The organism is Telluria sp. LT2P80, from assembly GCF_059685955.1.
In genome coordinates, this window is record NZ_JCASIO010000001.1 from 747,953 (window position 1) to 766,353 (window position 18,401).

General features: G+C 64.3%; 14 protein-coding genes. 9 read left to right on the forward strand and 5 right to left on the reverse strand.

Features of this window, described 5'->3' with window-relative positions:
* Nucleotides 1-109: 109 nt before the first annotated feature.
* The gene (locus AC56LW_RS03320) at nucleotides 110-1,951 is read right to left on the reverse strand and encodes a DEAD/DEAH box helicase (protein ID WP_499631596.1); all 1,842 of its coding nucleotides are present in this window, start codon (nucleotides 1,949-1,951) and stop codon (nucleotides 110-112) included.
* Between the two features lie 243 nt (nucleotides 1,952-2,194).
* Here AC56LW_RS03320 and AC56LW_RS03325 point away from each other — a divergent pair, with 243 nt between their 5' ends.
* Nucleotides 2,195-2,857, forward strand: coding sequence for a PRC-barrel domain-containing protein (locus AC56LW_RS03325; protein ID WP_499631599.1), 663 nt, complete (start codon nucleotides 2,195-2,197; stop codon nucleotides 2,855-2,857).
* Nucleotides 2,858-2,932: 75 nt separating this feature from the next.
* On the opposite strand, the gene hrpA is transcribed toward AC56LW_RS03325, so the two are convergent.
* Nucleotides 2,933-7,048, reverse strand: coding sequence for an ATP-dependent RNA helicase HrpA (gene hrpA / locus AC56LW_RS03330; protein WP_499631602.1), 4,116 nt, complete (start codon nucleotides 7,046-7,048; stop codon nucleotides 2,933-2,935).
* Nucleotides 7,049-7,102: 54 nt separating this feature from the next.
* Between hrpA and argA the strand changes: the two genes are divergently transcribed.
* Both argA and AC56LW_RS03340 read left to right on the forward strand, forming a co-directional pair.
* A complete protein-coding gene (argA, locus tag AC56LW_RS03335; RefSeq protein WP_332531416.1) occupies nucleotides 7,103-8,416 on the forward strand; it encodes an amino-acid N-acetyltransferase in 1,314 nt (437 codons plus the stop codon).
* A gap of 47 nt (nucleotides 8,417-8,463) precedes the next feature.
* Nucleotides 8,464-8,736: an oxidative damage protection protein gene (locus tag AC56LW_RS03340; protein WP_183555634.1), complete on the forward strand. Its 273-nt coding sequence runs from the start codon at nucleotides 8,464-8,466 to the stop codon at nucleotides 8,734-8,736.
* Nucleotides 8,737-8,812: 76 nt separating this feature from the next.
* Here AC56LW_RS03340 and AC56LW_RS03345 read toward each other — a convergent pair whose 3' ends face one another.
* On the reverse strand, nucleotides 8,813-9,139 hold the full coding sequence (locus AC56LW_RS03345; protein WP_499631605.1) for a hypothetical protein: 327 nt from the start codon (nucleotides 9,137-9,139) through the stop codon (nucleotides 8,813-8,815).
* 14 nt (nucleotides 9,140-9,153) lie between these two features.
* Nucleotides 9,154-9,831, reverse strand: coding sequence for a ribose-5-phosphate isomerase RpiA (rpiA, locus tag AC56LW_RS03350; RefSeq protein WP_332531414.1), 678 nt, complete (start codon nucleotides 9,829-9,831; stop codon nucleotides 9,154-9,156).
* Between the two features lie 172 nt (nucleotides 9,832-10,003).
* On the opposite strand from rpiA, the gene AC56LW_RS03355 reads away from it, so the two are divergent.
* The 3 genes from AC56LW_RS03355 to AC56LW_RS03365 are packed head-to-tail and all read left to right on the forward strand — an operon-like array spanning nucleotide 10,004 to nucleotide 13,160.
* On the forward strand, nucleotides 10,004-11,209 hold the full coding sequence (locus AC56LW_RS03355; RefSeq protein ID WP_499631607.1) for an efflux RND transporter periplasmic adaptor subunit: 1,206 nt from the start codon (nucleotides 10,004-10,006) through the stop codon (nucleotides 11,207-11,209).
* Nucleotides 11,206-11,940: an ABC transporter ATP-binding protein gene (locus AC56LW_RS03360; protein ID WP_499631610.1), complete on the forward strand. Its 735-nt coding sequence runs from the start codon at nucleotides 11,206-11,208 to the stop codon at nucleotides 11,938-11,940. Before AC56LW_RS03355 ends, AC56LW_RS03360 begins: the two co-directional genes overlap by 4 nt.
* Complete coding sequence (locus AC56LW_RS03365) at nucleotides 11,937-13,160, forward strand: ABC transporter permease (RefSeq protein WP_499631613.1); 1,224 nt, start codon at nucleotides 11,937-11,939, stop codon at nucleotides 13,158-13,160. Before AC56LW_RS03360 ends, AC56LW_RS03365 begins: the two co-directional genes overlap by 4 nt.
* Before the next feature lie 15 nt (nucleotides 13,161-13,175).
* Here AC56LW_RS03365 and AC56LW_RS03370 read toward each other — a convergent pair whose 3' ends face one another.
* Nucleotides 13,176-13,892: a helix-turn-helix domain-containing protein gene (locus tag AC56LW_RS03370; RefSeq protein ID WP_499631615.1), complete on the reverse strand. Its 717-nt coding sequence runs from the start codon at nucleotides 13,890-13,892 to the stop codon at nucleotides 13,176-13,178.
* 137 nt (nucleotides 13,893-14,029) lie between these two features.
* Between AC56LW_RS03370 and AC56LW_RS03375 the strand changes: the two genes are divergently transcribed.
* The 3 genes from AC56LW_RS03375 to AC56LW_RS03385 are packed head-to-tail and all read left to right on the forward strand — an operon-like array spanning nucleotide 14,030 to nucleotide 18,386.
* A complete protein-coding gene (locus AC56LW_RS03375) occupies nucleotides 14,030-16,078 on the forward strand; it encodes a serine hydrolase domain-containing protein (protein WP_499631618.1) in 2,049 nt (682 codons plus the stop codon).
* On the forward strand, nucleotides 16,078-17,091 hold the full coding sequence (locus AC56LW_RS03380) for a dipeptide epimerase (protein ID WP_499631621.1): 1,014 nt from the start codon (nucleotides 16,078-16,080) through the stop codon (nucleotides 17,089-17,091). The genes AC56LW_RS03375 and AC56LW_RS03380 overlap by 1 nt, the downstream gene beginning before the upstream one ends.
* Nucleotides 17,088-18,386: a peptide MFS transporter gene (locus AC56LW_RS03385; protein ID WP_499631624.1), complete on the forward strand. Its 1,299-nt coding sequence runs from the start codon at nucleotides 17,088-17,090 to the stop codon at nucleotides 18,384-18,386. The genes AC56LW_RS03380 and AC56LW_RS03385 overlap by 4 nt, the downstream gene beginning before the upstream one ends.
* The last annotated feature ends 15 nt before the right edge of the window (nucleotides 18,387-18,401 follow it).

The following is an 18,401-nucleotide window of genomic DNA, read 5'->3' on the forward strand; positions in this document are numbered from 1 at the left end:
AAGTATTGCTTTGCAGATTAACCATTGCCGTTTAGCTCTTCTGTACGCTGGTTCGCATAGTCTTACCTGCTGGCATCAGGCCGCTCCATGACGTGCGATTACGCAACACTTACATTGTTTCCAGCACCGTCATTGCGCGCTTGAGCTTGTCTGTGTGGGGTGTGATGCCATCGCACGTCATTACCAGCTCATGCGTGGCGCGGGTCATCGCCACATACAGCAGGCGCGCCTCGTCCTCGACGATGTCCTCTTCTTTCAACTCGGCGCCAAGGCCGGGAATGCCCACCAGTGAAAACTCCAGCCCCTTGCTGCTGTGCATGGTGATCAGCTTGACGCTGTCGTGTACCGGCGAATAGGCCGCGCCTTTTGCCTGCTGCCACTGAAACGGGATGTCGCGACGCTGCAATACCTCGGCCAGCACTTTACCGACGCCATAACGCCGATAGATCAGCGCCATCTCGCCCCATGGCGTGCCGGTCTTGCTGGCCGCAACGAGTTTATCGGCCAGGAATTCAGCTTCTTTCTGCAGACTTGGCAGTTGCACCAGAATCGGCTTCGGACCATGCCGGCCTGTGCTCATCGGCTGGACCGTCGGCGCTTCATCATCCTCGGTATTGTGCGCGGTGAGCAGCTCGGCGGCAAAGGCGCGCGCCACCGCCAGGATTTCAGCCGTGTTCCGATAATTGAGTTTCAGGATGGTGGTGCGCCCTGCTGCATGCACGCCAACACTCGAGAACGAGAATTTCAGCTTCTTTGCCGTGTGATAAATCGACTGTGCATCGTCGTACAAGACCAGCAGCGATTTGGTTTCAGGATTGACCATTTGAACGATCAGCTTGAACCAGGCCGGTTTGAAGTCATGCCCCTCGTCGATCAGTACGGCGTCGTACTGCCCCCGGGGAATCAGATCGCTGTCCACGCCCCGGATCACGCTATCGATGCACGCCTCGAAATAAGCATCCAGATCGGCTGATTTAGCGGGCTTGTCGACGTGATAGGTGTCAAGCTGGCGCATGCACCACGCGTGGAAATTGATGGCCACGATTTTATCGCCCAACCCTTTTTGCTCGATCATGGCGGCCAGCTTGGCTGCCAGGGTCTTGTTGTAGCAAAGGATCGCAATCGGCCGCTGGCTCAGCTTTGCGAGGTGCTCGGCGCGATAACCCAGGATCAGCGTTTTGCCCGAACCCGCCACGCCGTGAATCACGCGATGCCCTTCACCCAGGCTGCGCGCCAGCTGCTCTTGCTGCAGGTCCATGACACGGATGAGGTCCGGGATTTCCGTACTGATCTGGCCGTGTTCTTCGCACGGATCGGCCTGAACGCCAATACGCACTTCAGGAAACATATGCCAGCGCACACGGTCAATTTGCGGCAACGACAGCTTCATCTTGAACTTGATCGGGAACATCCCCCATAACCGCGCCTGGAACGCTTCGTCGTCCACACTCTCCGTCATCTCGTCCTGGCAAATAACGAGGTGCGCCGGAAGAACCTCGCCCAACGCGCCATCGTCAAATTGCTTGCGCGTGATATTGCTCAGCACGACCCCACAACCATAGGGAAAGAAGAATTTCCCTTTCAAGCTACCCGATGGCCAGATCAGCATCGGATCGCCTTCCAGCTTGTTGGTGACGGCGTACAGATACTGGCGCGCCTGCTCCAGTGGATTCAAGACCTGCCTGGTACCCGCATCGGTAACGATCACGGCGTGCTGCTTGTCGATACTGACCAGGGTGCCGAGGCGCCAGTCCTTTACTTCCAGCACCAGCAAGCCGCGTGCAGGATGAAACACGATGAAGTCGGGATGCTGGTTGCGCGCGCCGATGCTCACGTCATACCAGCACAGATAGTCATCTTCGAGTTTGTCTTCGAGGCGCACAGCGAAGCGCCGTTCACCAGAGGTCATGCGCGCCGTGCAGGCGCTGAGTGATGGGATGAGAATTGCCATTAACGTATTCCTGTCGATCCGTCAATGTAGCCGATCGTTCCAGGGCAAACCGGTAAAAATAGTATTTCCGCAACGCATTAGTATTGTTTGTTGCATTTTGCCATCGCCAGAGAATGCACCCGGCCCGAAGCGCTGGCGCGCGCGCCCCAATCCAATAGCGTCCTACCATGGCGTGACAGGGCGACGGTTGGTCCAGATCGGGTTGGCCGCGGGCACTGTTCACAACGTCACATGGAGGAACATATGGGCTACGCAGATCGCGACAAATATGGCATGTACAAGGACAGCTCCATCGCAGGTCCGGGACCATCGCTGATGGGGGCTGATACCTTGATTGGCGAAAATGTTGTCAATGCCAACGAAGAAGACCTTGGTGAGATCAAGGAAATCATGCTCGACATGCAGACCGGTCAGGTCGCCTACGCCGTGCTGGCCTTCGGCGGCTTTTTGGGCATGGGCGAAAAACTGTTCGCCGTGCCATGGCAGGCGCTGCACCTCGACACGGTCAACAAACGTTTCGTGCTGGGCATCGAAAAAGACCGCCTGAAATCCGCGCCCGGTTTCGACAAGGACGCGTGGCCCGACATGGCTGACTCGATCTGGGCCGGCGACGTCCACGATTTCTATGGCACCGACCCGCAGCGTTCGGGCGCACCAACCATGGGCCCGGGTGTGCCAACGGCTGGCATGGGCGGCGCGGCCACCGGCAGCAGCACCTACGCCGGCGGCGCAATGGGCTCGAGCATGGGCGCAGGATCGACCGGTTCGGCGAGTGTTGCCGGATCGGGCAGCAGCATGAGCAACTCGTCGCTCAATCAGGGCTCGGGCGCAAGCCTGGATCCACGCGCCGGCAACCTGGGCGACGACGACGATCTGAGCCGGATCCGGGGCAGCAATATCGGGTAACTGAACGACGACGCTGCATGGCTGCGCCAGGCTGACAACCAAGCTGTCAACCAAGCTGTCAACCATGCACCGTCATTACCGCTGCATCGACTCCCACACCTTCTGCAAGCGCTTGGCCGACACCGGCATCGGCGTTCTCAGCTCCTGCGCGAACAGCGACACCCGCAACTCTTCCAGCATCCAGCGGAACTCGATCATGCGCGGATCGTTGTTCTTCGACCCCATGTTTTTCAGTGTGCGCTGGAACTGCGCTGCTGCCGACTGCCACTCCGCCATCAGCTGCGCATCGCGCGTCGGATTACCGCGCAGCTTCTCCAGCCGCACGTTGATCCCCTTCAGGTAGCGCGGGAAGTGCGCCAGCTGGCTGTACTCGTTGTCCGCGATGAAGCGCTTGTGCACGAGCGCCTGCAACTGCCCCATGATGTCCGCCGACACTGCCTGCGGCAGGGTCTGCACGCGCTTGGGCATGCCGTGGAATTCGGCCAGCACCTGGCCCGCCAGGCGCGCCACCTCGTTGATCAAGAGGCCAATGCGGCCCTTGCCCTGGTCACGGCGCGCGTTGAACTGCGCCGCATTGAGCGGCAGCGGATCCTGCAGGCAGGCGATGTCGATCGCCTTGGCCACGATCTGGTCGCGCAAGTCTTCCTGCGAACCCAGGCTCATGAACTGCATGCCCATGCCCTGCAGGCCGGGGATGTTCTTCTCGGCGAACTTGAGCTGCTCCTTGAACTGCAGCGCGAACAGACGGCGCAGGCCCACGCGGTGCGTACGCGCCGCCACGTTCGGGTCGTCGAAGACTTCCAGATCGCAGTGCGTGATCTTGTCGACCAGCGCCGGGAAGCCGATCAGCGTCAGCTTGCCCTGGTTGATCTCCAGGAGCTCGGGCAAGTCGCCAAACGTCCAGGCGGTCAGGCCCGTGTGCTGGCTGCTCGTCGATGCACCTTTGGCCGAGGCCACCGCCGGCGCGGCCGGCTGGGCGCCCTTGCCCTTGGCCGTTGGCGCCGCGGCGGGTGCAGCAGAAGCAGTAGCCGCTGCGCCGGAACCAATTGCGCCAGGCCGCGCCAGCCGCGCGAGCGAACTGCTCGATGCCGGCGCCGACTCGGCCATCTTCTGGAAACTCTCGCGCGCCTGCCCGCCCAACTCGGCCTGCAGCGTGGCCAGGTTGCGGCCCATGTCCAGCTGGCGACTATGCTCGTCGATCACCTTGAAGTTCATGAACATGTGCGCTGGCAGCGTCTCGATCTTGAAGTCAGCCGTCAGCACCAGCGTGCCGGTCTGCGCGCGCACGTCGGCGATCAGCACGTCGATCAGGTCGCCCCGTCCGAACGTGCCGGCCGCGTGGATGCGCTCGACGAACTTGGCCGCATAGTCCGGCAGCGGCACGCAGTGACGGCGCAGCTTTTGCGGCAACGACTTGAGCAGCAGATGCACCTTTTCCTTGATCATGCCCGGCACCAGCCACGCCGCGCGCTCCTGCGGAATCTGGTTCAGCGCGAACAGCGGCACGGCGAGCGTGACGCCATCGCGCACGCTGCCCGGCTCGAAGTGGTACGACAGCCCCATCTCGATGCCGGTGACGGTCATCGTCTTCGGGAACAACTCGGTGGTGATGCCGGCCGCTTCGTGCCGCATCAGTTCTTCGCGGTTCAGGTACAGCAGCTTCGGGTTCTCGCGCGCGACGTCCTTGTACCACTTCTCGAAGCCGGCGCCATTGACGATGTCGCGCGGGATCTCGCTGTCGTAGAAGGCCGCGATCAGCTGGTCGTCCACCAGCACGTCCTGGCGGCGCGACTTGTGCTCGAGGTTCTCGATGTCCTTCACCAGCTTGTGGTTGTGGATGTAGAACGGCAGGCGCGTTTCATAGTCACCCGCGACCAGCGCGTCGCGAATGAAGATCTCGCGCGCCTCGGTCGGATTGCGCTGGCCGTAGTTGATGCGGCGCGCGCCGTAGATGACGATGCCGTGCAGCGTCGCGCGTTCGAGCGCCGTGACCTGCGCCTGCTTTTTCTCCCAGCGCGGCTCGCCCCACGATTTTTTCAGCAGGTGCGCGCCGACCTTCTCGACCCACTCCGGCTGGATCTGCGCGATCGTGCGCGCATACAGGCGCGTCGTTTCGACCAGTTCGGCCGCCATGATCCAGCGCCCTGCCTTCTTGCCCAGCGTCGAGCCGGGCCAGATGTGGAACTTGATGCCGCGTGCGCCCAGATAGATGCCGGCCTGCTCGTCCTCGGCCTTGAAACCGATATTGCCCAGCAGGCCGGTGAGCAGCGAGATGTGCAGCTGTTCGTACGTCGCCGGCGACTCGTTCAGGCGCCAGCCCTGCTCGCGCACGATCGTCAGCAGCTGTGAATGCACATCGCGCCACTCGCGCAGGCGCACCTGCGACAGGAAGTTGGCGCGGCAGTTTTCCTGCAACTGGCGATTGGTTTTCTTGTGCTCGATCGCGTCTTCGAACCAGGCCCAGATCTTCAGGTAGCTCAGAAACTCCGAGCGCTCGTCGGCGAACTTCTTGTGCTTCTCGTCGGCCTGCTGCTGGTACTCGATGGGACGGTCGCGCGGGTCCTGCGTTGACAAAGCCGAGGCCACGATCAGCATCTCGGTCAGGCAGCCGTTGTCGAGCGCGGCGAGAATCATGCGGCCCACACGCGGGTCGAGCGGCAGCTTGGCCAGTTTGCGGCCCAGTGGCGTCAGTTCATTGGTGTCGTCGACCGCACCAACCTCTTGCAGCAGCTGGTAGCCGTCAGCGATCGCGCGGCCCTGCGGCGCCTCGATGAACGGGAAGGTCTCCACGTCCGTCAGGCGCAGCGCCTTCATGCGCAGGATGACGGCGGCCAGCGACGAGCGCAGGATTTCGGGTTCGGTAAATTTGGGACGCTTGAGGAAATCGTCTTCTTCGAACAGGCGGATGCAGACGCCATCGGCCACGCGGCCGCAACGGCCCGCGCGCTGGTTGGCGGCCGACTGCGCGATCGGCTCGACCTGCAACTGCTCGACCTTGTTCCTGAAGCTGTAGCGCTTTACACGCGCCAGACCCGTGTCGACCACATAGCGAATGCCCGGCACGGTCAGCGACGTCTCGGCCACGTTGGTCGACAACACGATGCGGCGCGCATTCGTCGTGCGGAACACGCGATCCTGCTCTTCGACCGACAGGCGCGCGAACAGCGGCAGGATCTCGACATGCGGCGGATGGTGCTTGCGCAGCGCCTCGGCGCAATCGCGGATTTCGCGCTCGCCCGGCAGGAACACGAGCACGTCGCCCTGCCCCAGGCGGCACACTTCATCGACGCCGTCGACCACCGCATCCATCAGGTCGCGTTTGTCGCGCGCGGCTTGTGCCTTTGGCGCGAGATTCGGCGTCTCGCCGGGCTTGGGCGTATTAACACCCACGACCGGATCACGATCGACCGCGCGATAACGTACCTCCACAGCATACAGGCGACCCGATACTTCGATCACCGGCGCCGGTTTCAAGTCGGCGCCATCGCCCTTGCCGAAGTGGCGCGCGAAGCGCTCGGCGTCGATCGTCGCCGACGTAATGATGATCTTCAGGTCCGGCCGGCGCGGCATCAGCTGCTTCAGGTAGCCGAGCAAGAAGTCGATGTTCAGACTGCGCTCGTGCGCCTCGTCGATGATGATCGTGTCGTAGTTGCGCAGCAGCGGATCGGTCTGCGTTTCGGCCAGCAGGATACCGTCGGTCATCAGCTTGACCGACGCGCCCTTTTGCAGCGTGTCGTTGAAGCGCACCTTGAAGCCCACGTGCTCGCCCAGTGGCGTCCCCAGTTCCTGCGCGATGCGCTTGGCGGTGGACGACGCGGCGATCCGTCGTGGCTGCGTGTGGCCGATCAGGCCATTGCTGCCGCGGCCCAGCTCCAGGCAGATCTTCGGCAGCTGGGTCGTCTTGCCCGAACCGGTTTCGCCCGAGACGATGACGACCTGGTTTTCCTGGATCGCCCTGGCGATTTCAGCGCGCCGGCCCGAGACTGGCAAGTCTTCGGGAAAGGTAATCGGCGGCAGCGGATTGCGCTCGCGTGGCACATCCTCGCGGTGCGGCCGCTGCTGGCGTGGCTGCCCCTCGCCACGCGCGCGGCGTGGACGTGGCTGGGCAGGTGCAGGGGCCGCAGTGGCATTGGAAGTGGCGTCTACGGCGCGCGCCGGTCGTTGCGAAGGCTTGTTACTCTGTTCAGACATTGATTTTTACAAGGTTTTGGTGCGCACATCGCGCAGCGAATTATAATGCGGCAAATGGAAACTCCTACCCAATTCGTCCAGTGGCTGCGCTCGGTCGCGCCGTACATTCACGCATTCGGCGGCAAGACCTTCGTGGTCGCCTTCCCCGGCGAGCTCGTTGCTGCCGGCGCACTACCAGTACTGGCGCAGGACTTGTCACTGCTGGTTGGCCTGGGCATCCGGATCGTGCTGGTGCACGGCTCGCGTCCACAGGTGGCCGAACAGCTCGAACTGCGTAACGTCGAGGGGCGCTTTCACAACGGCGTGCGCGTCACCGACACCGCCGCCCTCGAATGCGCGAAAGAAGCCGCCGGCGAACTGCGTCTCGATATCGAAGCCGCCTTCAGCCAGGGCCTGCCCAACACGCCGATGTCCAATGCCCAGATCAGCATCGTCTCGGGCAACTTCGTCGTCGCCCGCCCGCTTGGCGTGATCGACGGCGTCGACTTCGAACTCACGGGCGTCACGCGCAAGATCGCCGCTGAAAAAATCCACCCGATCCTGCAGACCGAAGACAACCTGGTGCTGCTCTCGCCGCTGGGTTTCTCGCCCACCGGCGAAATCTTCAACCTGACGCTGGAAGACGTTGCCGCATCGGCCGCCATCGCGCTGCACGCCGACAAGCTGATCTTCATTACCGAAACGCCGATGATCGTCGACGCGGCCGGCACCGAGATCCGCGAGCTGTCGTCGCACATGGCCGAAGCCGTGCTGCAGGCGGGCTTTTTATCCGACTCGGCCGCGTTCTACATGGAGCATGCGATCAAGGCCTGCAATGCCGGCGTCGATCGCGCCCACATCATTCCGTTCGAAATGGACGGCTCGGCGCTGCTCGAGGTCTTCACGCACGATGGCGTGGGCACGATGATCAGCCACGAGAACCTCGAAAGCCTGCGTCAGGCCACAATTGAGGACGTTGGCGGAATTATCAAGCTCATCGAGCCACTCGAAGCCGACGGCACGCTGGTGTATCGCGGCCGCGAGCTGATCGAACGCGAGATCGACCAGTTCTCCGTCATCGACCACGATGGCGTGATCTTCGGCTGCGCCGCGCTGTATCCGTTCCCCGAATCGAAGATGGGCGAGATGGCCTGCCTGACCGTGAGCCAGGACGCGCAGACGCAGGGCGACGGTGAGCGCATCCTCAAGCACATGGAAAACCGCGCCCGCGCGGCTGGCCTGACCAAGCTGTTCGTGCTGACCACGCGCACGTCGCACTGGTTCAAGAAGCGCGGCTTCGTGCCGGCCACGGTGGACGACCTGCCGAAAGACCGGCAGCACATGTACAACTGGCAGCGCCGCTCACAGGTCTTGATCAAGACTTTATAATACGCGTCTTAACGACCGAATCACCGAACGAATAACAGGAGTACTCGATGGCCCGCACCGTCCACTGCATCAAACTGAACAAGGAAGCCGAAGGCCTGGATTACCCACCGGTCCCCGGCGAGATGGGCAAGAAGCTGTACCTGCAGGTGTCGAAAGAAGCCTGGCAGGCATGGCTCAAGCATCAGACCATGCTGATCAACGAAAACCGCCTGAACCTGGCCGACGACCGCGCGCGCAAGTACCTGGCGACGCAACTGGAGAAGCATTTCTTTGGCGAAGGCGCCGACCAGGCGATGGGCTACGTGCCGCCACCGGTGTAAGCACCCCGCGCGCTGTACGTAAAAAAAATCCCGCTCGGGGCATTGGCCGCGAGCGGGATTTTTTACGCCTGGTGTCTTACATCTTTTTGCACTGGCGCAGCTCGCAGCGCGCCATGAACACCTGGCCATTCTGGCACTGCATCCGGTAGACCTCGATCGGTCCCGGCTCGGTCACCAGCCCCGCGCCCTGCATGCTGGTGCAGGCCTGCGCCTTGGCCAGCTTCTCGACCGTGTGCGACGATTCTCCGACCTTGAACGGCGTACGCTGGATTGCTGTCACGTCGGTCGACGCCGCCGGCGCCACAACGGCAGGCTCGGACAAATTGATCGAACTGCCAAAGACAGAGCAACCTGCCAGCAAGGCAGCGAGCGAAGGAGCGGACAGCAGCAGCGCATGATTCATGGTCGGGTTTCCGGTTACAGCGACAGGGTCTTGACGCCGTCCGCCGTGCCGAGCAGGCAGACATCGGCGCCGGCTTTGGCGAACAGGCCAACGGCGATCACGCCGACGATCTGGTTGATTTTTTCTTCCAGCGCCACCGGATCGGTAATCTTCAGACCCGCCACATCGATCAGTTCACCGCCGTTGTCGGTGATGAACGCCTGATCGGTACCGGCCTTGAGGCGCAGCTTCGGCTGGCCACCCAGTGCCGCCAGCTGGCGCATCACCGACGCGCGCGCCATCGGGATCACTTCGACCGGCAGCGCGAATGCACCCAGCGTCTCGACCAGCTTGGAGCCGTCGGCGATGCAGACGAATTTTTTGGCCACCGACGCGACGATCTTTTCGCGCGTGAGCGCGGCGCCGCCGCCCTTGATCATCGCGCCCTGCGCGTTGATTTCGTCGGCGCCGTCGATGTAGACCGCCATCGATTCGACGTCATTCAGGTCGAACACCGGGATGCCGTGGCCGCGCAGGCGGCTTGCCGTGGCTTCGGACGACGCAACGGTGCCCTTGATGCGGTCCTTGATCTTCGCCAGTTCGTCGATGAAGAAGTTGGCGGTCGAGCCGGTGCCCACGCCGATGATTTCACCCTCGACCACGTAATCGATGGCGGCGCGCGCTACGGCTTGTTTCAGTTCGTCTTGAGTCATGATGCTTCGGTAAAAAGGGAATACGTCATTCTAGCGGATCGGCGCCCTCCTTTTTCCAAAATTGGCGGGGCTTCGCCGCCAAATTCAGGCCTGCCAATGCGCCATGCATTGCCATTCGCGCACCGGTGCATCAAACTCGGCCTTTACTTGGTATTTATCTGGCATACATACAATGAACATCTTCACCAGGAAGCGCGTTGTCATCGCCGTTGCCGTCCTCGCCGCTGTCGCCGTCGCCGTTGCCGTAGTCAAGCGCAAGGACGACGCCGTACCACCATCCCAATACCGCAGCACCGTCGTCGATCGCGGCGCCATCAACCAGACCGTCACCGCCACCGGCACCATCAATCCGGTCGCGCTGATCAATGTCGGCTCGCAGGTGTCGGGCACCGTGGCTGAGCTGAATGCCGACTTCAACGACCGCGTGAAAAAAGGCCAGGTGCTGCTCAAGCTCGAGCCGACCATTTTCAATGCCCAGGTGCGCCAGGCCGAAGCGAATATCGCGTCGGCGCGCGCCAGCCTGCGCCTGGCCCAGGCCACGTTCGAGCGCAACGAGCAGCTGGTGGCGCAGAACTTCCTGTCCGGCCTCGCGCTCGACCAGTCCAAGCGCGAGATGCAGGTCGCCCAGGCGAATCTGACGCTGGCGCAGGCGCAGCACGACCGCGCCAGGGCGGACCTGAACAACAGCGTGATCCGCTCGCCGATCGACGGCGTCGTCATCAAGCGCACGATCGACCTGGGCCAGACCCTGGCGGCGTCGTTCAACACGCCGAACCTGTTCCAGATCGCGCAAGACCTGACCAAGATGCAGATCGATACCAGCGTATCCGAAGCCGACGTCGGCCAGCTCAAGGACGGCCTGCCGGCGCGCTTCGTCGTCGATGCCTATTCCGACCGCGAGTTCGCCGCCACCATGCGCCAGTTCCGCCTCGCGCCGAACGTCGTGCAGAACGTCGTCACGTACAACGTGGTGCTCGACGTCGACAACGTCGACGAACTGCTCAAGCCCGGCATGACGGCGCAGGTGCGGCTGGTGGTGGCAAACCGCCCGGACGTGCTGCGCATCCCGACCACCGCGCTGCGCTTCCGGCTGTCGGAAGAAGAGCAGGAGGCCGAGCGCAAGCGCAACAAGGACGCCAAGCCGGCCGCCGTTGCGGCCACCCCAGCGCCGGTCAAGGACGACGACGTCGCATTCCGCAGCGCGAGCGACACCACGCGCATGTTCAAGATTTACAAGCTGGACGCGATGAACCACCCGCAGCCCGTCGACATCCGCGCCGGCCTGTCGAACTTCCGCTATACCGAAGTCGTGTCGGGCGACCTGAAGCCGGGCGACCGCGTCGTCACCCGCTCGCTGGTCACACCGGAGAATCCATGACAGGGCCGCTGATCGACATCCGCGGCGTGGTCAAGACCTACCTGAGCGGCGCAGTCGAAACCCCGGTACTGCACGGCGTCGACCTGCGCGTGGAGCACGGCGACTTCGTCTCGGTCATGGGCCAGTCGGGTTCCGGCAAATCGACGCTGATGAACATCCTCGGGTGCCTCGACCAGGCCACCGGCGGCACCTACCTGCTCAATGGCGTCGACACGCGCACGCTGGGCCGTGCCGAACTGGCCGACATCCGCAACCGCACGATCGGCTTCGTGTTCCAGAGCTTCAATCTCATCAAGCGCATGAGCGTGGCCGAGAACGTCGCCCTGCCCCTGATCTATGGTGGCATGGGCCGCGCCAAGGCGCAGGCGCGCGCGGTGCAGGAACTCGAGCGCGTGGGCCTGGGCGAATTTGCCAAACGCACGCCAAGCCAGCTATCGGGCGGCCAGCAGCAGCGCGTGGCGATCGCGCGCGCACTGGTGACCGATCCACCGCTGCTGCTGGCCGATGAACCCACCGGCAACCTCGACACCCATACGAGCGACGACATCATGACCAGCTTCGGCACCCTGAACCGCGAGCGCGGCATCACGATCGTGCTGGTGACGCACGAACCCGATGTCGCTGCCTACAGCCGGCGTCTGGTGCGCCTGAAGGATGGCCGCGTGCTGTACGACGGCCCGGCGGCCGAAGGCCTGCAACTGGCAAGCAGCCACGCCGGAGTAGCGCGATGAACCTGGTCCAGGTCCTGATCGAGTCGTTCCGTTCGATGGCAGCCAACCGGCTGCGCACTGCCCTGACGATGCTGGGCATCGTGATCGGCATCGCGTCGGTCGTGCTGCTGCTGGCACTGGGCGACAGCATGCAGCGCTTCATCGGCAAGCAATTGCAGATGCTGGGCACGAATATGGTCTACGTGATGCCGGGGGGGGACCGCACGGCCGCCCAGCGTGCCCGTGAAGGCAAGGTCGCGGTGCTGACGCTGGACGATGCCGAAGCACTCAATGCGCTACCCAGCCTGACCGGCGCCGCGCCGGCGCTGCAGGGCAGCTTCAAGGTCACCGCCGGCAACGAGAACGCCAGCAGCATGGTCATGGGCGTGACGCCGGCGATGTTCACGATCCGCAACTGGAAAGTCGACCAGGGCACGCTGTTCAGCGAAAGCGACGTGCGCGCCAGCGCGCGCCTGGTGGTGATCGGGCAGAAGGTGGCGGACCAGTTCTTTTACCGCGCCGACCCGCTCGGCCAGTTTCTGCGCATCGAGAACGTCGCGTTCCAGGTGGTGGGCGTGCTGGCCGGCGAAGGTCGCCAGACCGACGGCACCGACCTGGCCGAACAGATCCTCGTGCCGATCACGGCGGCCAGCGCCAACCTGGTCAAGTCGCCGTTTCCGCAGAACGTCCACTACATCAATGCGCAGGGGCGGCCCGGGGTGGCGATGACGGACGCCATCGAGGACATCAAGGAAGTCATCCGCAGCCGGCACCGGATCCGCGTCGACGATCCTGACGACTTCCGGGTGCAGAACCTGAACACGATCGCCGAAACGGCCAACAAGATCACGGCCGGCGTGGCGCTGCTGCTTGGCCTGATCGGCGCGATCTCGCTGCTGGTCGGCGGCATCGGCATCATGAACATCATGCTGGTGTCGGTGACCGAGCGCACGCGCGAAATCGGCATCCGCATGGCGATCGGCGCGCGCCCCAACGACGTGCTGATGCAGTTCCTGGCCGAGGCAGTGGTGATCTGCCTGGCCGGTGGCCTGGTCGGCATCGCGATCGCGGCCGGCGGCGCGGCGCTGATCACGAAGTTTGCCGACTTTGAGGTCTATCTCACCATCAGCGCGGTGATGGTGGCGTGCGGGTTTGCCACGGCGGTGGGCGTGTTCTTCGGCTTTTATCCGGCCCGGCGCGCCTCGCGCCTGCTGCCGGTGGATTGCCTGCGCTACGAATGACCGCAGCGCAGCAGGCTACCCATCCTGCCTGCTGCGCTTGCGGGGCTTGACCGGCTTTGCCGCCACCGCTGGCGCGCTGTCGGTCGTCGACTGCGCCGGGGTGTGCGTGTTCTCGTGCACGTGCGACGACATGATCGCCTGCATCTGCTCCTCATCCTCGCTCGACATCACGGTCAGCACCTCGGCCTCGTCGCACCCTTCCGGCGCCAGGTACGCGTGCCCCATGCTCGAGTCGAAGTAGATCGACTGCCCTTCCCTGAGCACCACCGGATCGTAGAACTCGCTGTGCAGCACGACCGCGCCCTTGAGCACGTACGTGAATTCTTCGCCCGAGTGATGCACCAGCTGCCCGAACTGCTTGACCGACTTGGCGCGGATGCGCGCGATCACGGGAATCATCCGCTTGCGGCGCAGCTCCGCGCACAGGTAGTGGTAGTCGTAGTTGGGCGTCTCCACCCGCACCGCGCTGGCCAGATCGCCGATGCTGCGCCGCGCCGTCACTGGCGTGTCTGCCCCCTTGTCTTCTTCGGCAAATAACTCGGACATGCGCATGCCGAGCTTTTGGCTCAGTTGGTACAGCTTGTCGTAGCTGAGCGTCAGCTGGCCGTGCTCCACCTTCGACAGCGTGGAGACCGGGATGCCGCTGTTTGTGCTCATTTCTTTCAGCGTCCACCCCTTGCGGCTGCGCAGGCCGCGGATCAACGCGCCAAGGGTCGGGGATTCAGAGGTCATGGACGGCATTCATAAAGTGTTGACATGGTTTCCGATTGGGTAGATATTTCTCTAATCAGAGAAAAATACTCGGATCAAGCTTTATTTTATAGGCTGGCCCGATCGACCGCAATCAACCGTATGGATAGGGAGCCTTGATGAGATTTCTGAAGATGGTCTTGATGAGCGTTGCCTGCTGGAGCGCCGGCGCCGCCGCGCAGCAGGCGCCCCAGGCCCCGGCCGTGCCGCCCTCGCCTGCTGGCACCAAGCCGGCGGCGACGCCGCCATCCGGGCCGCCGCCAACGCTGGTTGCGGCGCCGCGTGCCGGCAATGGCAAAACGCTCGACAAGACGGATGTCGACACCTGGCTCGACGGCTACATGCCGTTTGCGCTGAACAAGAGCGACATCCCCGGCGCGGTGGTTGTCGTGGTCAAGGACGGCCAGATTCTCACCGCGCGCGGTTTCGGTTACGCCGATGTCGACAAGCGCACGCCGGTCGACCCCGAGCGCGCGCTGTTCCGGCCCGGCTCGGTCTCCAAGCTCGTGACCTGGACCGCTGTCATGCAACTGGTCGAACAGGGCAAGCTCGATCTGGATGCCGACATCAACGGATACCTCGATTTCAAGATCGCCCCGCGCGCCGGCAAGCCTGTCACGATGCGCCAGATCATGACCCACACAGCCGGCTTCGAAGAGTCGGTGAAATACCTGATCGTCTACGACAAGGCGGACATCCGCCCGCTCGGCGAACTGCTCAAGGAACGCGTCCCGGCGCGCATCTTTGACGCCGGCACCACGCCCGCCTACTCCAACTACGCCACGTCGCTGGCCGGCTACATCGTCGGCCGCATCGCCGGCATGTCGTTCGACGATTACGTCGAGCAGCGCATCTTCGCGCCGCTGAACATGCGCACCGCGAGCTTCCGCCAGCCACTGCCGCCTGCACTGGCGCCGCTGGCGGCCACCGGCTACAGCAAGCCAGGCGAACCGTCGCTAGGCTTCGAGGTCGTCAACTCGGCGCCGGCCGGGGGGCTGTCGGCCAGCGGCACCGACATGGCCAACTTCATGATCGCGCACCTGCAGAAAGGCCAGTTCAATGGCGCCCGCATCCTGTCCGAGGCCACCGCCAACGCGATGCACAGCAGTTCGCTGGACAAGGTCAACCCCGCGTCCCTGCTGCCACCGCTCAACCGCATGGAACTGGGCTTTTTCGAAACCAACGTCAATGGCCGCAGCGTGATCGCCCACCTGGGCGACACCGAAGCGTTCCACACGTCGCTGCACCTGTACATGGACGATGGCGTCGGCCTGTACCTGTCGGTCAACAGCGGCGGGCGCGAAGGCGGCTCCAACCCGCTGCGCAGCGCCGTGTTCCAGGACTTCTCGGACCGTTACTTCCCCTCTACCCTGCCGCCCGATGGCCGCGTCGACGCCAAGCTCGCCGCGCAGCACGCACGGATGATGACCGGCTCGTGGGAAAGCAGCCGCCGCGCCGAGACCAACTTCTTCGCCGTGTTCGACCTGCTCGGCCAGGTCAAGGTGACCGTTGACGACAAGGGCGCGCTCGTCATCCCGGCCATGGTGGGGACCAATGGCCGGCCCCGCGAATGGGTCGAGATCGCGCCGTTCGTCTGGCGCGACCGCAATGGCGAAGACCGTCTCGCGGCGCATGTGGTCAACGATCGCGTGGTCCGCTGGAGCATGGACTTCATGTCGCCGTTCATGGTCATGGAACCCGTCCCGGCCGGGAAGAACGGCGCCTGGCTGCTGCCTGCACTGTACGTGGCGCTGGCCGTGTTCGTGTTCGCGGTGCTGGCCATGCCGGCCGGCTGGATCGTGCGCCGCCGCTTCAAGCTGCAGCATGCGTTGACGGGACCAGCGCGCAAGGCGGCGCTGGCCACGCGCATTGCGGCTGCGGCCTGCCTGGCGGTGCTGGCAGGCTGGGTCGGCATCGTGTCGGTGTTCGATATCAGCCTCAAATATGCCACCGCCTCGCTCGACCCGTGGCTGTGGCTCCTGCAGATCGGCGGCTTGCTGGCCTTCGTGGCGGCGCTGCTGGCCGGCGCGCGCAATCTGCAACTGGCGTTCGCACCTGGCCAGGGGCGCCTGCGCCGCGTGTGGAGCGTGCTGTTCCTGGCCTCCGCACTGCTGATCGCTTATGTCTGCCTGCGCTTTGGCCTGCTGTCCATGACGGTGGCCTACTGATGGCCCGCCTCACCGTGACGGTCGCCGTCGAGAAGCTGCGCTTGACCACGCCGTTTCGCATCTCGGGCTATCTGTTCGACGCGTTTAACGTCGTCGTCGTGACGCTGGGCGATGGCCGCCACAGCGGGCGCGGCGAAGGCGGCGGCGTGTACTACCTGGGCGACGACGTGCCGCACATGCTGGCGCAGCTCGAGGGCGCCAGCGCCGCGATCGCCGCCGGCCCGACGCGCGACGCATTGCGCGCGATCCTGCCACCTGGCGGCGCGCGCAATGCCGTCGACTGCGCGCTGTGGGAGCTCGAAGCAGCGCGCGCCGGTGTGCCGGTCTGGCAGCTGGCCGGCAAAACCGCGCCACGGCCGCTGCGCACGACCTTCACGCTGGGCGCCGACACGCCGTCGGCGATGGCCACCACTGCGCAGCGCCACGCGCAGGCACGCTCGATCAAGATCAAGCTGACGGGCGACCTGGCACTCGACCTGGCGCGCGTGGCGGCGATCCGCGCCGCGCGGCCCGAGGTCTGGCTCGGCGTCGACGGCAATCAGGGTTTTACGGTAGGCCAGCTCGATGCGCTGATTACCGGCCTCGTGGAACAGGACGTGGCCCTGCTCGAACAGCCGCTGGCGCGCGGTGACGAAGCCAGCCTGGAAGGCCTGCGCTCGCCGATTCCCCTCGCGGGTGACGAAAGCATCCAGTCGCTGGACGACATCGCCGCCAGCGTCGGGCGCTACGACATCGTCAACATCAAGCTCGACAAATGCGGCGGCCTGACCGAGGGCCTGCTGATGGCGCAGGAAGCGCGACGCCTGGGCCTGCAGGTCATGGTCGGTAATATGGGCGGCTCGAGCCTCGCGATGGCCCCGAGCTTCGTGCTGGGCCAGGAATGCGACATCGTCGACCTGGATGGCCCGATCTTCCTGGCGGCCGATCGCCGTCCGGGCGTCGAGTACGTTGCCGGCAATGTCTGGTCAGGTCCCGACGTCTGGGGCGGTAGCACGGCAAAGGCCACGGCATGACCGGCACACAGATCCAGCCCACGTGGTTCGGCCATCCGCGCGGCCTGACGGTGCTGTTCCTGACGAATATGTGGGAACAGTTCTCGTACTACGGCATGCGCGCGCTGCTGGTCTACTTCATGACCAAGGAACTGCTGTTCGGCCAGGCCCACGCCTCGTTCATCTACGGCGCCTACACGGCCGCCGCCTATTTCACGCCGATCCTCGGCGGCATGCTGGCCGACCGCGTCCTGGGCAAGCGGCGCGCCATCATCATTGGCGCCTCGGTCATGGCGGCCGGCCACTTCATGATGACCTTCGACGCCCTGTTCTACCTGGCGCTGGCCACCATCGCGCTCGGTAACGGGCTGTTCCTGCCCACGCTGCCAAGCCAGGTCGGCGACCTGTATGCGCGCGGCGATGCGCGCCGTGGCTGGGCCTTCAACGTGTATTACGTCGGGATCAATATCGGCGGCTTCCTCGCGCCGCTGATCTGCGGCACGGTGGGCGAGCTGTATGGCTGGCACTACGGCTTCGGCCTGGCCGGCATCGGCATGCTGCTCGGCCTTGCCATCTATGTCGGCGGGGCGCGCTACCTGCCGTCCGAGACCCTGCCCGCCAGGTCCACCGCGACGACCGACGCACCGCGCGGCCTGGGTCGCGAAACAATCCTGGTGCTGATCGGGATCGGCCTGGCCGTCACCGTGTTTCGCGCCGCCTACGAGCAGGTCGGCAACACGGTCGCGCTATGGGCCGACAGCGGCGTCGATCGTGCGGCCGGGGGCTTTCTGATTCCGATGACCTGGTTCCAGTCGCTCAATCCGCTGTTCGTGATGCTGCTCACGCCGCCCCTGCTGGCCTACTGGCACCGCCGGGCGGCGGCCGGCATCGACCAGGCACCGCTGCGGCGCATGGCGTGTGGCGCGCTGATCGTGGCGCTGGCCTATCTGCTGCTGGCGGCGGTGGGCTGGACCGCCAATGGCCAGGTTACGGGCTGGATCTGGCTCGTGCTGTTCTTTTTGGTGCTGACGATCGGCGAGCTGTTCATCCTGCCGACTGGCCTGGGCCTGTTTGCCCGCCTGGCGCCGCGCCATCTGGGCAGCACGACGGTGGCGGCGTGGTTCCTCGTCACCTTCTCCGGCAGCCTGGCGGCCGGCCTGGTGGGCAGCCTGTGGAGCCGCTTCACCCCTGGCGCGTTCTTCGCCCTGCTCGCGCTGCTGTCGGCGATCGCCGCCGGCCTGCTGTGGCGTCTGCACCAGCCGATGCAGGCGGCGGACCGGCTGCACGCAATGACGCCCGCACCATCCGCACCCTAATCACAACGACTACCG

Excerpts from the sequence above, each read along its gene's own strand:
- AC56LW_RS03325 (WP_499631599.1), top strand. The coding sequence starts at position 2,195 with ATGGGCTACGCAGATCGCGACAAATATGGCATGTACAAGGACAGCTCC.
- rpiA (WP_332531414.1), bottom strand. The coding sequence starts at position 9,831 with ATGACTCAAGACGAACTGAAACAAGCCGTAGCGCGCGCCGCCATCGAT.
- AC56LW_RS03355 (WP_499631607.1), top strand. The coding sequence starts at position 10,004 with ATGAACATCTTCACCAGGAAGCGCGTTGTCATCGCCGTTGCCGTCCTC.
- AC56LW_RS03360 (WP_499631610.1), top strand. The coding sequence starts at position 11,206 with ATGACAGGGCCGCTGATCGACATCCGCGGCGTGGTCAAGACCTACCTG.
- AC56LW_RS03380 (WP_499631621.1), top strand. The coding sequence starts at position 16,078 with ATGGCCCGCCTCACCGTGACGGTCGCCGTCGAGAAGCTGCGCTTGACC.
- AC56LW_RS03365 (WP_499631613.1), top strand. The coding sequence starts at position 11,937 with ATGAACCTGGTCCAGGTCCTGATCGAGTCGTTCCGTTCGATGGCAGCC.
- hrpA (WP_499631602.1), bottom strand. The coding sequence starts at position 7,048 with ATGTCTGAACAGAGTAACAAGCCTTCGCAACGACCGGCGCGCGCCGTA.
- AC56LW_RS03375 (WP_499631618.1), top strand. The coding sequence starts at position 14,030 with ATGAGATTTCTGAAGATGGTCTTGATGAGCGTTGCCTGCTGGAGCGCC.
- AC56LW_RS03370 (WP_499631615.1), bottom strand. The coding sequence starts at position 13,892 with ATGACCTCTGAATCCCCGACCCTTGGCGCGTTGATCCGCGGCCTGCGC.
- AC56LW_RS03320 (WP_499631596.1), bottom strand. The coding sequence starts at position 1,951 with ATGGCAATTCTCATCCCATCACTCAGCGCCTGCACGGCGCGCATGACC.
- AC56LW_RS03345 (WP_499631605.1), bottom strand. The coding sequence starts at position 9,139 with ATGAATCATGCGCTGCTGCTGTCCGCTCCTTCGCTCGCTGCCTTGCTG.
- AC56LW_RS03385 (WP_499631624.1), top strand. The coding sequence starts at position 17,088 with ATGACCGGCACACAGATCCAGCCCACGTGGTTCGGCCATCCGCGCGGC.
- AC56LW_RS03340 (WP_183555634.1), top strand. The coding sequence starts at position 8,464 with ATGGCCCGCACCGTCCACTGCATCAAACTGAACAAGGAAGCCGAAGGC.
- argA (WP_332531416.1), top strand. The coding sequence starts at position 7,103 with ATGGAAACTCCTACCCAATTCGTCCAGTGGCTGCGCTCGGTCGCGCCG.